We start from the raw sequence: 13,420 nt of genomic DNA on the forward strand, positions 1-13,420 counted from the left end.
CGTGTGGGCCGACCATTTCGAATGCTTAGAATTTCTGAGGACTGGCAGGGTCAACCCATTAGCGCGACAAGACAGGGGTAGCATCAAGCCCCCGGCCGCGGCCCTTCTTAGGACGCACACTGCGACAGTAGCCTCTCAGGAGGTCGGAGTTGTGACATGCACCGCAATTCCCCGCAAGTTAGCTGTTGTCGGCAAGCCGCTGCAGGTGGTTTCGATGTTGCTGAAGACAGTCATACATCACGCGAAGCAAGTCCACCGCGTGTTCCAGCGGTAGCTCGCTTGCCGACAGGCGTGCGATGAGGTCTTTCTGACGAACGATGTGCCGTTCAGCTTGAAGGATGTGGCGCCTGACCATATCCGCCTCCGTCTCTCCGGCGCGCATGAAGCATTATACCACGGCGCCGGAAAGTTGGGCACATACGCACGAGGGCTTCGCTCACAACCGCCAGCGGCGTCGCGCGGTTCAGTGATCCGCGGCAGAGCCGAACCGGCCTCTCGTACTTCGGGCCATGGCGCAGCCGGGCATTCTTTCTCAGCAAGTCAAGAGCTTCCTAGCCGCCCGGAACGTCCGCGCGGTCGGCTCACCTCGCCAACCCTTGAGCCAGCTCCAGATGGTGCTGCAGGGCTGGAAGCGTATTTGACGCCCATGCTTTGAGATCCGGATTTTCACCGCCTTCGGCATAGCGCTTGAACAGATCGACGGCGTCTTCATGCGCGTCAACCTGGTCCTCTTGGTACTGCTTGGTAAAACCGTCGCCCTGGAGGCCTTGAAGTTTCTTCAAGGTGCTTTGCTGAGCGTCCGACATCGTGTCCGCCGGGGTGGCTTCGACTTTACCGGCATTGACCAGTTGCTTCAGCTCATTCGTCGTTTTTTGGTGATCCTGCACCATCTGCTGGGCGAAGCTTTTCGTCGCTGCATCGGCCCGCTCGATCGCGAGCTGGCTGGATGTGATTTCGAACACATCACTCATGGACGCTTCTTTCACAAAGTCATCTGTCTTCGGCGCCACTCCCAGCAGAGAGTTGATGCCGGTTTTCTCGGTGGTCGATTGCGCTAGGGCAGAGGTCGCCACGATCATCACCGCGAACGTCAAAGTAATCGTTTTCATAGTCTGTCTCCTTTGCGAGCGGTCCAACCAAGAAGATCTAGAAATGTTCCAGGACTGCTTCGGGGAGAGTCGGGCGCGCTCGCCTGCGGGCAGTATAAAAGGGAAGGGCTGCTTGCCAGCGCCGGCGCGCTCAAACATCGCCGACTGCATCGACCCGCCTGTCGTACCTGTGGTCCCTGGCGTGGTGCTGGACGTGGTCTCGTTGCTGACCCCTCCCGTGCTGCCATTGGCTCCGCTGGCCAGTTGGTCGGTACCGCTGCCGGTCGTGCTGCCAGTGCCCGTCGAAGAGAAGCTCTGGCAATCAGACCTGACCCGCGCCTGCTCTTGCTCGCTTAGCGAGCGCCAATTTTTTCTGATCTCACTTGCCGAGCGTGCAGTGGCGCCATTCTTATCGCTGAAAAATGCGCTTCCGATGCTGTCGGAGCCGTTAGGCATCATTGTGGTCGCACCGGCTCCGCCACCGGACATTCCAGTTGCGCCGCTACCGGTTCCCATGCTCCCTGACCCGCTGGATGCGCCTCCACTCATTCCCGAAGCGACGGCCCCGCCGCTAGCTGCGCCACCGCCGGCTCCCGATCCGCCGGAACCGCCACCGCCGCCGCTCTGGGCGAAAGCCGCCGCGCCGAGACATACGACGAGCGCAGTTTCATCGCTTTTCTCCTTCGGTAAGTGCCGCAGTTTGGCGGCAGGGCACCCAACCTGCCGCGGCTCCACTGGTTCCACGGGAAGGCTGATGAATTTTCTCAGCCGTGATGTTGCAGCTGAGAGTAGGACAAACATACCCCGCTATGCAGTGATAGCTGTCATGCACGTCCCTCGGCGGAACCAAACCAATGCATTGGTGTTGGGCCGGAGATCTAGCCTTCTGAAGGGTGTCAAAATGACAGAAGAAACCGCAATCATGGCGTTGTTCGCGATCTGGATCGTGATTTTGGTGACAGGCACTGCCCTGCAACTCGTCTTGCAATGATAACTAATTGTTGCAGCGATCCCTGCGCTAGAAACTTTGAGAAACTCCAGTTTGGCGGGGCGAACGGCGAACTGGCGGCTGCAATGCAGTATTCGATCCAGGGGCTTAATCGCGAAGACCCAGCTCGCAAGGATCTACTGATGGATATTGGCACCGAGGAACTGAGCCACCTGGAAGTTGTCGGCACCCTGGCGCGCATGCATCTCAAGCCGTTAAAGAGCATCAGAGACGAAGCCGAAGGCGGCGGCGGTGTGAATCTTTTCAACTCCTTGGGAAACCCGTGGACAGCCGACTATCTTAAAATCACCGGCGAACTCGACGCCGATTTGCGCAGCAACATAGCAGCGGAAGCACGAGCAAGATCGTCTACGAGCGTCTGATCAATTTCTGCCACGACACCGGAAGCAAGGATGCACTGCAGTTTCTCATGACGCGCGAGATCGCACACATGCGGTCGTTCTCGCTCGCTCTGGAAAGCATGGGTAAGCCGCCCCTCAGCATCGGAAAAATTGCTCCGACATCCAAGCTCGCGGATCAGTTCTTCAACGATTCGACCGGAGAGGGTGACCACGGTGAAGTGGACATGCGTGGTCCCTGGAATGAAGGCGAGCCTTGGGAGTTTGTTGAGGCGTCTGCGTTCGATGGCTCGAAAAAGAACGGTGAATTGGCCACCATTCGCTCGAAGAGCGCACCCGAGGAGTGATCCGAGGCACTCGAGGAGGTGCTCGTTGATGAGCTTCGAGACCTGCTGCATGCAGAGAAACAGCTTCTCAAGGCGCTGCCAAAGATGGCGAAGGTTGCACGTTCGCAGCAGCTGGTGACCCTACTGGAAACCCATCTAGAGACTGATGTCCAGGTTGAACGCCTTGGTGAATGCCTCAAGGTCCTCGGTGCGCCTGCTCGTGCCAAACCCTGCCGGGCCATGGCTGGCCTGGTGGAGGAAGGCGAGGAGGTGATGACCGAAGGCAAGGAAAAAGAGGACGCCCCTGCGGATATCGCGCTGATCGGCGCAGCACTCCGCGTCGAGCACTATGAAATCGCGGCATACACAACAGCCCGAAATCTGGCCTTGCAGTTGTCGCAACCGCGCGTCGCCCAGCTGCTCACGCTTTCCATGGGCGAGGAGCAGAATGCAGGACAGCTTCTTGATCAGGTCGCGCAGCCGTTGATGTCGATGGCTCGTGAGAACTGCGAGGCTAGACGGAGCATTTGGCGACAGGGCGGCGGACCTGGCACATCTCTGGGTTCACATCGCCCCGCAAGGCAGCGTATCCAACTGCACTTGCCGCGGTTGGTTCCAAAGCCAGAGCCGCCCGCTGGCCGCTGCTTCCCCAAGTCGCCTGCCGGAAATCCTGCCAGTTCGCCCATGATGCCTATGGAAAGCCAGAGCAGGAGTACCACCGCCTGATGCTGAACCTCTTCTGAAGGGATCAGTGCCTGGCAGCTGGTCGCATTTGGTGGAAGATGCGTTATTTTTTCAATATTCGACCGACGGACGGTGTCATACTCGACGAGGAAGGCGGAGAATTCGCCGATCTCCACCAAGCTCACACGAGCGCACTCGCTGCAGTACGCGAGTTGGCGGCAGCCAAAATCAAATCTGGCGAAGCCATTCCTGACCAGCGCATGGAGGTTCGAGACGAAGACAACGCGTTGCGGGTGAAGCTCTCTTTTCATGAGGTGGTGCAGGCACTGCTGCTTAAACGCTGAGGGTTCGGACTGGTGTGAATCTCGCCCGCTGCAAAGCCATTCGGTCAAGGTCCGCAAACGGGCGCGTCATCTCGGACCCCAGAACGATATTGATCCCGCGTCGGAGATGCCATGAAGAAATTGCTCGAGATTTCGCTTGGAATCGTGACCAGCGTCGGTGGTTTTTTGGAGACAGGGTCGATTGCGACCTCCGCCCAGGCCGGGGCGGCCTACGGCTTCGCACTCATCTGGGCCGTTGTCCTCGGAACGGGATGTCTGATCGTTCTCGTGGAGATGTCCGGACGGTTCGCCATCGCTAGTCACTATACGATCGCTGATGGCATCCGGGACCGCTTCGGCTCCAATCTTTTTATCCTCATCTTCGTCGTGATTTCCATCGTGAATCTGATGGTGCTCGCCGCCGAAATCGGCGGTGTGGCGCTCGGCCTTCAGTTTCTGACCGGGTGGAGCTTTCAATGGTGGGCGTTGCCCGTCGCCTTCGCCGCCTGGCTGCTTTTGTGGCGCGGCACATTCGGAACGATCGAAAAGGGAGTATCGGCGCTCGGGCTGATCTCACTCTCGTTCGTCGTCGCCATGTGCGTCATGGGGCCGCCGTGGCGCGAAGTGGCGAGGGGCGCACTCCCGTCTCTTCCCGACAAGGACGGATCACATTACGCTTTCATCGCAGTCAGCATCCTCGGAGCGACGATCTCCAACTATCTGTTCTTCTTCTATTCGTCCGGGGCCATCGAAGAAAAGTGGGACAAATCGTATTTTGGAATCAACAGGATCACCGCGACGCTCGGCATGGCGTTTGGGGGCGCGCTCTCCGTCGCCATCATCGTCCTGGCTGCTATGGTCTACCCGCCCCGCGGCATCGAGGACATCGAAAGCTACGAACAGATCGCGATGATCCTGACCCCGGCCCTCGGCACCTGGGGCATCTACATCTTTTCCCTCTCGCTTCTGATCACCTGTTTTGGCGCGGCGCTGGAACTGAGCCTCGCCCAAGCCTATATCACCGCCCAGGGGTTTGGCTGGAACTGGTCCGAGGACGCAAAACCGAAAACCGATCCCGCCTTCAGCCTCGTCTACACGGTCGCCATCGTTATCGCCGTCATTCCCATTGCCGCCGGTCTCGATCCCCTGCGGGTCACCATCTTTTCCATGGCGGTCACCGCAATAAGCCTTCCTCTCGGCGTCATACCGTTTCTGTTCCTGATGAACGATAGGGCGTTCGTTGGCGACCATACCAATGGCTGGATAGGCAACGCGGTCGTCCTGTTCATCATTGGCCTGACCTTCGTGCTCGCGATCGTCACCGTACCGCTGCAAGTTTGGGGAGGCTGACGTGCACCTGGTGCGAGACGTTCTCGACAAGCAGCTCGTCGACAAGGCAAGGGTTCGCGTCGGAAGGGTCGACGGCATCGTTCTGCGCCTCGACGAGTTCGGGCGGCCGAAGGTTGACGCGGTCGAGCTCGGCACCTCGACGGTGGCCAGGCGGCTACTGATCGGCGTGGGCCTTCGCACACTCGCCCGCGAGCGGGGCGGCGGATATCGGCTCGTCTGGTCCCACGTCGCCGACGTCGGTGTCGACATAACCGTCGATGTCGAGCGCTCGGAACTGCCGTTGGAGCGTTGGCAGCAATGGCTCCGTCGACACGTTCTGCGCTGGATTCCGGGCGGGCTGTCATGAGCGAGCTGTTTCTCGAGGATTTGCTGGGCGTACGGGTGTTAGGGCCGGACAATGCAGTGGTCGGACGCATCGAGGAAGTCGTCGCGGAGGCGCAGAGCGGCGAACTCCTCATCGTCGAATATCACCTCGGGAGCTTTGCGCTTCTTGAGAGCCTGGCTTCGTCTTCACTCGCGCGCGCCGTCCTCGGAGCTGTCGGCCTGCGCTCAGGTGAAGTACTGGCTGTTCCCTGGGAGCAACTCGATCTTTCTAACGCAGATTCACCGAAATTGCTTTGTGACCCGCGGCGACTGGAGCCGCCTCGTCGCTCGTCTACAATCGGCTAGAATGGTCTTGATGTCAGTCCCCCCGTAATGTCCATCGCGATTCAGGCCACTCTAGTTTTTTTGTTCCCGGTCGCGACAAAAGCCTCGTAGGATCTAAGGTGGTCCGATTCGACCTGGAAAAACCCTGCGGCCCTCAGCGGACTGTCAACTTTCAGGAAATCGCAAAGGCGACCTGAATGCCGGCCTTGGCGGCGTGTTTCGGTCGTGGCTACTTCAGCGAAGCGGTGGGGACGACCAAAAACGGGCATCCTCGCTGCGCGCCGCCAAGCAGATCGTTGCGCGAGGGCGGCGTGGCCCGGATCGCGTCGTTTCTGACCCACCATGATACCCTTGTGACCCTTACCACCGTCGAGCCGGTCGTTGCCCAGCGCAGCGCGCGGGCGGTTTCGTTTTTAAGTCCGCAACGGTCGAGCGCGCCCAGCTGTTCATCCGAGGTTCAGGCCAGGTAGTTCAAGATGCAAGCCTAAGAGGATGCGTCGATGATGAAGCAGCTATTGTCCTCACTTGCAGCCGGAGTGCTGGCTGCATCTTTTGCCTTACCGCTAAACGCCGCGCCAACCCTCGTGCCGAATGCAGAGCAAGTGCGGACCGGCGATGTCGAGCAGGTCAGACACCGAAGCCATCGTCATTGGTATGGTGATCGTTACTGGAATCACCGCTACGCCTATGGTTCCTGCGGTTACTACCGCAGGTGTTACAACCGCTATCCCGGCTATTACCGCTATCCCGGCTATTACGGCTATCGTGATCCCTATTATCGCCGGTCAGGAGTGACAATCTATTTTGAGTTCTAGCCGGCGACGCACCCCGCTGAGTGACCCCCCGCCGCACTCATGTGCTTTGCCTATTGTCTTCGTCATGGTCCAGGCTTAAATCACGAACAAAGGCAGAACGGGAATAGGGCGGCGACATGAAGGCATCCGAAACGCCATGCCGCCCCTTTGACGCCGGACGGGGCGAGCAGCAACAGGTTTGATGAATTGACGAGACGAGCGGGCAGTGCTGATCTGCCATTGCATGGCGGCAGGGTCCCAAGGTGGCTTGGGGACCGAATGACCCGCATAGGCGCAGTCATTACTCAGGCGATCGTCCATCACTACGGGCGCGATGAATATCTGCGCAGGCTGGCCAATCCGTTCTGGTTTCAATCCTTCGGTGCGGTGATGGGGATGGACTGGCATTCGTCCGGTATCACGACCAGTGTCATCGGCGCGCTGAAGCGAGGTGTATCGCCGCTTTCCGGGGAACTGGGGATTCATGTCTGTGGCGGCCGCGGTGCTCAATCGCGAAGGACGCCGCAAGAGCTCATATCGATCGGCGACCGCGTAGGCCTTGACGGAGTTCAGCTTTCCACCACCAGCCGGCTCGTCGCTAAGGTGGATAGTGCGGCGGTCCAGGACGGATTCGATCTCTACTTGCACGGATTCGTTGTCGCGAATGACGGCAAATGGGTTGTCGTCCAACAAGGAATGAATGGCGAGAAGCGCCAGGCGCGGCGATATCATTGGCTGTCCGAAGGACTGGCCAGTTTCCTGGATTCACCGCATGCTGCCATCGAGGGCAAAAGCCAGGGACAGATTGTCAATTTGGCTGACGCACGCGCCAACCCGTCCCGCAAAGGACAACTCGACTTGCTCGCGTCGCTGGGACCGGACAAAATCGTTCGCGAACTTGCGCTGTTGGAGAGAGAACCGCCCAACACTGCAGAGGGGCAAGAGCAGTTCGAATTGCCGCATCTTGTAATGCCTTCTCACCATGACGTCCGCCCGGCTGACGTTAACATGCGTCGTCTTCATGGCAATCTGGCCGCCGCCGCCGATCGGGGTCCGGTGGATTTCGAGAATCTTCTGCTAACGCCGGGTGTTGGAGCAAGAACCGTGCAGGCACTGGCGATGGTGGCGGAAGTCGTCCATGGCGCTCCCTATCGTTTCTCCGACCCTGCCCGTTTTTCGCTCGCGCATGGGGGGAAAGATCGCCATCCATTTCCTGTCCCGCTGAAAGTTTACGACGAGACGATCGGCGTCATGAAATCTGCCGTACAGAAGGCCAGGCTGGGGCTGGACGAGGAACTGCAAGCGTTGAAACGGCTGGACGACCAGAGCCGGCGGCTCGAGCGGTACGCGACGGGCCCCGATCTAAAGGAAATCGTGGCCGGAGAATTCCAACGATCCAGTCAGTTCGGCGGCCGAAACGTGTTCGGCTGGGAACCACATTCTGCGTCAGAAGACCAAATCGAAAATGGATATCGACGCTGATGCATGCGGACTTCTTCCTGCGAGACGCGGTCGCGGTTGCTGCCGATCTTCTTGGTGCCCACCTGCTGGTTGACGGCGTCGGTGGCGTGATCGTCGAAACCGAAGCCTATCGACAGGACGACGAGGCATCTCACAGCTATCGGGGGCAAACGCTTGCCAACGCACCTATGTTTGGTGAGGCAGCCCGAGCCTACGTTTATCGGTCTTATGGACTGCACTGGTGCGTGAATTTTGTCTGCGAGAGGGGTAGCGCGGTCCTGGTTCGCGCGCTCGAGCCAACGCATGCGGTCGATGCGATGATGGCACGACGCGGGACGGATAACCCATACAAGCTATGCGCGGGGCCTGGAAATGTTTGCAAAGCGCTCAGCGTGACTGGCGAAATGAATGGACTTCCAATTCACGAACCACCCTTTTCGCTGGCACTTCCCATAGTTCCCACCCCGGTGGCCAGGGGCGTTCGGATTGGGATCACAAAAGCGGTTGAGCGACCTTGGCGATTTGCCGTGCAAGGCTCGCGCTACCTAAGCAAGCCCATTTAAAGTCCCAGGGTCGGCTCTCTTTGGCTACTTCTCGCGTTCAATCGGATCGAGATCGCTTCTCCTTCGAGCAGCGATCCGAACCGTCCCGCTTTAGGCCACTTTGATAAAGGCGGTCTCAGGCTGCGAGAACGCCCTGGCAAGGCGACCGAGGTGGGTTTCAGGACGAGCGCGCACCTCTTCCCGCGCACAGAACGGTAGGTCGGGGAAACCCGGCCTTTTCTGTTGTCTCCGGTTCCGGAACAGCGGTCGCGCATGTGCGTTTTCGCTTAAATTCGGGAGCTTGAAGGAAAAGCGCGACATGCCTCTGAAGTTGGATTGGCCGAAGGGTGTTGCGATCGACCTGAAGGGGGCCGGCGGCTTTGCAGTAGTCCGCAGCACGCACGAAGCGGCCGTCTATCTGACCAATTGCTGGCCGGGCCTGCCTTCAATCGGGCATTGGGTTTAGTCGGCAGAAACTTCGATGAGGAGATAGACGACGAAACCGTGCGCTTGGCGTTTGTGGCCACAGCCGAGGAGGCGGAAGTTTCGGTTCAACTCATTGAAGTAAGGGGCGGCTTGCAGACGCCCTCAACTGGAGGCACGGCGATGACGCCTGACAAGTTATACGCGGACCAAAAGCCCAAGGAGATTAACAGTACCGCGTGGGCAATTATCGCAGCCGAGACCGCTGCACGGCAGGAGAAAACCAAGAAACTCCGCGCCCGTTTGGCGCACCCCGTGCCTGGATCACCAAAAAGGAAGCCGGGAAAATGAGCGGGCGGAGGTTAATGATGCTGAAGAGGCCGCAGCTGCGCGCTTATTTGATTTCAGCCGAGGCGTCGCCTCCCTCCATGCCTACCGGGTCGATCCCAGTAAATCGCACCTCGCGCAGGAATACGCTACACTCTGCCTGGAGCTTGAAGAGGAGATCCAGAAGCGGCTCCTTGAGCCCTGAACCCGAGGCAGCTTTAGCCTTCGCCAATCGGCATGCCGTTCGGCTTTCTTGGATTTCCAGGCGGCGGCTCTGGCCTGTCCTTCAGCGCTTCGGAGATGTCGATCGGCTCGACAGGCTGGCCCGTTTCCATCCGCTGTGCCCTATCGGCGAGCGCACCGCTGAGATTGCGGAGTTCCTTTTCCTCCAACCGCTCGACGCCGACGAAGCAATTTTCCGCAGCTTTGCTGGTGAGGATCAGTTCGTCCAACTTTGCCTGCACGGCCTTGCCGTCGCGATTCTGTGTGTTCTGCAGGATGAACACCATTAGGAAGGTGATGATGGTGGTGGAGGTGTTTATCACCAGCTGCCAGGTTTCCGAGTAACCGAACATCGGCCCGGTAACCGCCCAGGCGACCACTCCGGCGAACGCGAGCATGAAGGTTACCGGCTTTCCGGAAAGATCCGAAACGCGGTTTGCAAAGGCGGTGAATAGGTGGCGAAGGCCCGGCATCGTCGTTCTCCTGCGTAATGCCGGAAGAACTTCGCATTTACCGAAAAGTTTCGCCGCGTCGACATCAGTCCTCAATTGCAAAGGCTAACAGGCATTCTGATATTTGGACACGGCATCATCCCGCGGCCTTTTTTGTTGCCGGCATGTACGGCCACTCAGCAGACGCTACCGCGTGCGTGATCGCGAGTAGTTCCAAGCTGCGTAGAATTGCGAAATAGCCAAAACGGTCGATTGTCGTAGAAGGCGTCAAGCGAATCCCTGCTGTGATGGCGCGATGGCGCCAGACGCCTAAGCGATCGATGGGGCACCCCTCGTCATCTGGGCATTGTACCCCAAGAAAACTCACCCCTGAAATTTGAGGGGTTAGTGGGGCGCCCATCAACCGCCGGAGGCACGTTGCCGCCGTGCCCCCAACGCATCCAGTGCTTAGGACAACGCATCGTCGCCCGTCGACGATCACATTTTGGCGAGAACATAGTCAGTTGCGGGAAACCTTGGAACCAGTCCTTACGCGGGAGGTTTAGTGACCTGCCGCAGAACAGGCGGCATACGCAAGGAGAACTACGATGACGAAGATTATGGCGATCACGGCGGTTGCCCTATGTATCGGCACGGCGGCATTCGCCCAGGGAACCGGCGGTGGTGGCACCACGACCGGCTCGGGCGCGTCGGGAATGAGCGGTAGCGCGACCACCGGGTCAGGCGGCGGCGTAGGAACCACGAGCGGCGCAGGCGGGATGTCCCACAGCGGAGCCGGTGCGGCCATGCAGATGCCAAACGGTTGGTCGGGCCACATCGGAACGGCCTTTTTCCGAGATGAAAATGGCGCCACTGCACGTTCCGCACGTGACATAAAGAAGAACTGGAAATCCCTGAACCAGCAGGAGCAGGCGCAGGTCAGATCCGACTGCCAGAAGGCTGCTTCGACCGCCCCCGGCAGTACGGGTAGTCTGACGAGCAAGTCGATGCGGCGGGTCTGCGGCGTTATCCATCGCATGTAAGAAGATGCGGACCGGGTGGGGCCTTTCTTGCGCCTCCCCTTAATCGGCGTTGTTGCGCTCGCCGGCGGAGCAGCCCGCCCCGTTATACTGCCACGTGAGCGGGGGGAGCCGCCTCCGTCCGAGCAGCGAAGGGCGTGATCCAATCGGAACAAACCATTTCATCGGCTGTTTACCATTTCATGATGCCGGTATCGGAGGTCTATCATGAGTGATCCAATCCAAGGCGGTACGAGCGTTCCAACCGGAGGGCTCCCGACGAGCCCAGCCGAAAGCGAGTCAGGCGTCGAACCGCGCCAGCAACAGCCGTCGCAGAGCGGCGCGGGCGATCTTGCTCGGTCCCTGAAGGACGACCTGCAAGACCTCGGGCAAGTCGCAAAAGAGCAGACGCAGCAGGTCAAGGAGGCAGCAAGCAAGATCGCCGCCGACGAAAGGAATTTTGCCGCGACAAAGGTCAGCGGAATTGCAACGGCGATATCGAAGATCGGCGCCGAAATGGAGCAGAGCGATCAACCGGAGGTCGGGCGCTATGCAAAGCGGATCGGCAGTTCCCTTCAGAACTTCGCTGGCGAGATCAAGGATCGCGATCTCCGCGAGGTAGCCAATATGGCCGAGGATTTCGGTCGAAGACAGCCGCTGGCGTTCTTGGGAATGGCAGCACTCGCCGGTTTCGTGACCAGCCGCTTTCTGATGGCATCGCCGCCACGGCGGCCGGGAAAGTCCGCTCCATTCAGAATGACGCCACCCGGCAAAATGACGTCACCCGGGCAAGGGGCAGAAAATCCGGAGGGTTCTTACAATGGCTAATCACAGCGATCAACGCTCTCTTACCGAACTCGTCGGCGGTCTCGTCACGGACCTTTCGGGGCTCTTTCGCAAGGAAATCGATCTTGCGAAGGCCGAGGCCTCAGAAAAGGTGGACCGGGCGCTCGGCGGGCTGGAAGTTCTCGCGATCGGTCTCGTCTTCGCCATCGGCGCGATCGGCGTTCTCTTAAGTGCTGCGGTAACCGGCTTGGCCGCCTTCCTGGTTTCACAAGGGGTGACGGAGCCCAACGCCGATGCACTCGCCTCCGTCATCGTGGGGGTTGTCGTAGCCTTCCTCGCATGGGCCATGATCCACCGCGGAACCGCGGCTCTGCGCACCAGCAATCTCACCCTCGACCGCACCGCCACATCGCTCCGGCAGGACGCGGACGTCATTAGGGGGAAGGGACTATGAACCACAATTCAGAACACCCAACGGCCGCTGAACTTCAATCGGAGATCAATGCCGATCGTGAGCGCATCGAAGAGAAGCTTCACGCCATACAGGAACGCATGTCCCCCGGGCAGATGATCGATGAAATCATCGACTACGCCAGAAACAGCGGAGGCGCCGAGTATGTCAGCAATCTCGGTTTAGCGCTGAAGGCGAACCCGCTGCCGGCCGCGTTGATCGGGATCAGCCTCGCGTGGCTGATGGCGAAATCCGGATCGCCGCCCGAGACTTCGATCAGCAGGGCGGAGGAAGCTGAGGAGTATCCCCTTGCGCGGGTCGTCGGTACCGTGCGCCGGACCGAACCGGTGCACGATCAATTCGGTGAGCGTTACAGCCACTTTGCCGACGATCGAGGCAACCGTTTCCGCGCACTCACCGACAAGGCAGGTCGCCGGGCAGGCCACTTTATTGACGAAAGCGGCAGGGCCTATCGCGGATTTGTCGACGCCGCCGGCAATCAGATCCAGGAAATCCAAGACGAGGCCGGAGCGTTGCTCGATGAAGCATCCGGGTGGATGTCGCAGTCCTGGTCGCAGATAAGCGGCTCTGCGGCAAAGGTCAAAAGCGCCATCACCAACGCAGGACGAAGTGTCGGCGAAAGTTCAACGGCAACCGGCCATGCCATCGGCGATCAGACCGCCAGGCTCAATCAGGCGCTATCGGCGCAATTCCGGGATCAACCGTTGGTCGGCGGTGCACTCGCGTTCGCGGTCGGTGCCGCGATCGGTTCGGCGCTTCCCCACACCGAGCAGGAAGACGAAGTTCTGGGTGAGCCCGCCCATGCGATCCGCGAGGCCGTGACGGAACAGGCAAGCAGCGCAATGGACAAGGTCGGAAAAACCGCTGCAGACCTGTACGATCGCGCGAGTGCGGTCGCGTCCGACGTTCACGATGCAGCCAGGGACCGGATTGCCGAGGAAGCCCGCAACTATAAGGGTGGAGATGGTGAAGCAGAGCTTCGATAAAGCAAGTGGCCCCCGGCATGGTGTCGATGCCTCGCGCTATATTGCTTGCTTGAGGCAGACCACGGTCACCAGCTAGGTAAACGATTTCCGATCGTGCCGGACGCCATGGTCGGCAACGAGGACACCGCCCATGCCCGCCAGCCGCCCCGACCTCACTCTGTCGGTTGCATTCCTTCAGCCCACCCGCGACG

At 59.6% G+C, this 13,420-nt stretch carries 16 protein-coding genes and 1 pseudogene; 14 read left to right on the forward strand and 3 right to left on the reverse strand.

Annotated features, from left to right (window positions below; translation table 11 throughout):
- Nucleotides 1-178: 178 nt before the first annotated feature.
- Both J2Y48_RS23720 and J2Y48_RS23725 read right to left on the reverse strand, forming a co-directional pair.
- Nucleotides 179-355 carry a hypothetical protein gene (locus J2Y48_RS23720; protein WP_310423553.1) on the reverse strand — a complete coding sequence of 59 codons (177 nt, stop codon included), beginning with the start codon at nucleotides 353-355 and terminating at the stop codon, nucleotides 179-181.
- A gap of 226 nt (nucleotides 356-581) precedes the next feature.
- On the reverse strand, nucleotides 582-1,109 hold the full coding sequence (locus J2Y48_RS23725; protein ID WP_310423556.1) for a DUF4142 domain-containing protein: 528 nt from the start codon (nucleotides 1,107-1,109) through the stop codon (nucleotides 582-584).
- 43 nt (nucleotides 1,110-1,152) lie between these two features.
- On the opposite strand from J2Y48_RS23725, the gene J2Y48_RS23730 reads away from it, so the two are divergent.
- The 10 genes and pseudogenes from J2Y48_RS23730 to J2Y48_RS23775 all read left to right on the forward strand — a co-directional run bounded on the left by J2Y48_RS23730 (nucleotide 1,153) and on the right by J2Y48_RS23775 (nucleotide 9,029).
- A complete protein-coding gene (locus tag J2Y48_RS23730) occupies nucleotides 1,153-2,079 on the forward strand; it encodes a hypothetical protein (RefSeq protein WP_310423559.1) in 927 nt (308 codons plus the stop codon).
- Nucleotides 2,076-3,262: pseudogene (locus J2Y48_RS23735) on the forward strand (DUF892 family protein); the annotation flags it as partial. The gene J2Y48_RS23730 and the pseudogene J2Y48_RS23735, both read left to right, overlap by 4 nt.
- A 281-nt stretch (nucleotides 3,263-3,543) precedes the next feature.
- A complete protein-coding gene (locus tag J2Y48_RS23740) occupies nucleotides 3,544-3,789 on the forward strand; it encodes a DUF6894 family protein (RefSeq protein WP_310423562.1) in 246 nt (81 codons plus the stop codon).
- Nucleotides 3,790-3,900: 111 nt separating this feature from the next.
- Nucleotides 3,901-5,118, forward strand: a complete 1,218-nt coding sequence (locus J2Y48_RS23745; protein WP_310423564.1) for an Nramp family divalent metal transporter — start codon at nucleotides 3,901-3,903, stop codon at nucleotides 5,116-5,118.
- 1 nt (nucleotide 5,119) lies between these two features.
- Nucleotides 5,120-5,464: a hypothetical protein gene (locus tag J2Y48_RS23750; RefSeq protein WP_310423567.1), complete on the forward strand. Its 345-nt coding sequence runs from the start codon at nucleotides 5,120-5,122 to the stop codon at nucleotides 5,462-5,464.
- Nucleotides 5,461-5,787 carry a PRC-barrel domain containing protein gene (locus J2Y48_RS23755; RefSeq protein WP_310423570.1) on the forward strand — a complete coding sequence of 109 codons (327 nt, stop codon included), beginning with the start codon at nucleotides 5,461-5,463 and terminating at the stop codon, nucleotides 5,785-5,787. The genes J2Y48_RS23750 and J2Y48_RS23755 overlap by 4 nt, the downstream gene beginning before the upstream one ends.
- Before the next feature lie 482 nt (nucleotides 5,788-6,269).
- The gene (locus J2Y48_RS23760) at nucleotides 6,270-6,581 is read left to right on the forward strand and encodes a hypothetical protein (RefSeq protein WP_310423659.1); all 312 of its coding nucleotides are present in this window, start codon (nucleotides 6,270-6,272) and stop codon (nucleotides 6,579-6,581) included.
- 186 nt (nucleotides 6,582-6,767) lie between these two features.
- A complete protein-coding gene (locus tag J2Y48_RS23765; protein WP_310423573.1) occupies nucleotides 6,768-8,042 on the forward strand; it encodes a DUF763 domain-containing protein in 1,275 nt (424 codons plus the stop codon).
- Complete coding sequence (locus tag J2Y48_RS23770; protein ID WP_310423576.1) at nucleotides 8,042-8,584, forward strand: DNA-3-methyladenine glycosylase; 543 nt, start codon at nucleotides 8,042-8,044, stop codon at nucleotides 8,582-8,584. The genes J2Y48_RS23765 and J2Y48_RS23770 overlap by 1 nt, the downstream gene beginning before the upstream one ends.
- 298 nt (nucleotides 8,585-8,882) lie before the next feature.
- Nucleotides 8,883-9,029 carry a hypothetical protein gene (locus J2Y48_RS23775; protein WP_310423579.1) on the forward strand — a complete coding sequence of 49 codons (147 nt, stop codon included), beginning with the start codon at nucleotides 8,883-8,885 and terminating at the stop codon, nucleotides 9,027-9,029.
- A 502-nt stretch (nucleotides 9,030-9,531) separates the two neighbouring features.
- On the opposite strand, the gene J2Y48_RS23780 is transcribed toward J2Y48_RS23775, so the two are convergent.
- Nucleotides 9,532-10,008, reverse strand: coding sequence for a low affinity iron permease family protein (locus tag J2Y48_RS23780; protein WP_310423582.1), 477 nt, complete (start codon nucleotides 10,006-10,008; stop codon nucleotides 9,532-9,534).
- Between the two features lie 566 nt (nucleotides 10,009-10,574).
- Here J2Y48_RS23780 and J2Y48_RS23785 point away from each other — a divergent pair.
- From J2Y48_RS23785 to J2Y48_RS23800, 4 genes are all read left to right on the forward strand, one after another.
- Nucleotides 10,575-11,009 carry a hypothetical protein gene (locus J2Y48_RS23785; protein WP_310423586.1) on the forward strand — a complete coding sequence of 145 codons (435 nt, stop codon included), beginning with the start codon at nucleotides 10,575-10,577 and terminating at the stop codon, nucleotides 11,007-11,009.
- 204 nt (nucleotides 11,010-11,213) lie between these two features.
- Nucleotides 11,214-11,813 carry a nutrient deprivation-induced protein gene (locus J2Y48_RS23790; protein WP_310423589.1) on the forward strand — a complete coding sequence of 200 codons (600 nt, stop codon included), beginning with the start codon at nucleotides 11,214-11,216 and terminating at the stop codon, nucleotides 11,811-11,813.
- Nucleotides 11,806-12,225 (forward strand): phage holin family protein, encoded by a 420-nt coding sequence (locus J2Y48_RS23795; RefSeq protein ID WP_310423591.1) that lies wholly within the window; start codon nucleotides 11,806-11,808, stop codon nucleotides 12,223-12,225. The genes J2Y48_RS23790 and J2Y48_RS23795 overlap by 8 nt, the downstream gene beginning before the upstream one ends.
- Entirely contained in the window at nucleotides 12,222-13,229 is a 1,008-nt protein-coding gene (locus J2Y48_RS23800) for a DUF3618 domain-containing protein (protein ID WP_310423594.1), read from the forward strand. Before J2Y48_RS23795 ends, J2Y48_RS23800 begins: the two co-directional genes overlap by 4 nt.
- Nucleotides 13,230-13,420: the final 191 nt, after the last annotated feature.

Origin of the sequence: Mycoplana sp. BE70, from assembly GCF_031455855.1 — a bacterium.
In the GTDB taxonomy this organism is placed as follows: Bacteria; Pseudomonadota; Alphaproteobacteria; order Rhizobiales; family Rhizobiaceae; genus Mycoplana.

Excerpts from the sequence above, each read along its gene's own strand:
- J2Y48_RS23725 (WP_310423556.1), bottom strand. The coding sequence starts at position 1,109 with ATGAAAACGATTACTTTGACGTTCGCGGTGATGATCGTGGCGACCTCT.
- J2Y48_RS23800 (WP_310423594.1), top strand. The coding sequence starts at position 12,222 with ATGAACCACAATTCAGAACACCCAACGGCCGCTGAACTTCAATCGGAG.
- J2Y48_RS23720 (WP_310423553.1), bottom strand. The coding sequence starts at position 355 with ATGGTCAGGCGCCACATCCTTCAAGCTGAACGGCACATCGTTCGTCAG.
- J2Y48_RS23760 (WP_310423659.1), top strand. The coding sequence starts at position 6,270 with ATGAAGCAGCTATTGTCCTCACTTGCAGCCGGAGTGCTGGCTGCATCT.
- J2Y48_RS23730 (WP_310423559.1), top strand. The coding sequence starts at position 1,153 with ATGTTCCAGGACTGCTTCGGGGAGAGTCGGGCGCGCTCGCCTGCGGGC.
- J2Y48_RS23775 (WP_310423579.1), top strand. The coding sequence starts at position 8,883 with ATGCCTCTGAAGTTGGATTGGCCGAAGGGTGTTGCGATCGACCTGAAG.
- J2Y48_RS23780 (WP_310423582.1), bottom strand. The coding sequence starts at position 10,008 with ATGCCGGGCCTTCGCCACCTATTCACCGCCTTTGCAAACCGCGTTTCG.
- J2Y48_RS23770 (WP_310423576.1), top strand. The coding sequence starts at position 8,042 with ATGCATGCGGACTTCTTCCTGCGAGACGCGGTCGCGGTTGCTGCCGAT.
- J2Y48_RS23785 (WP_310423586.1), top strand. The coding sequence starts at position 10,575 with ATGACGAAGATTATGGCGATCACGGCGGTTGCCCTATGTATCGGCACG.
- J2Y48_RS23740 (WP_310423562.1), top strand. The coding sequence starts at position 3,544 with ATGCGTTATTTTTTCAATATTCGACCGACGGACGGTGTCATACTCGAC.
- J2Y48_RS23795 (WP_310423591.1), top strand. The coding sequence starts at position 11,806 with ATGGCTAATCACAGCGATCAACGCTCTCTTACCGAACTCGTCGGCGGT.
- J2Y48_RS23755 (WP_310423570.1), top strand. The coding sequence starts at position 5,461 with ATGAGCGAGCTGTTTCTCGAGGATTTGCTGGGCGTACGGGTGTTAGGG.
- J2Y48_RS23790 (WP_310423589.1), top strand. The coding sequence starts at position 11,214 with ATGAGTGATCCAATCCAAGGCGGTACGAGCGTTCCAACCGGAGGGCTC.
- J2Y48_RS23745 (WP_310423564.1), top strand. The coding sequence starts at position 3,901 with ATGAAGAAATTGCTCGAGATTTCGCTTGGAATCGTGACCAGCGTCGGT.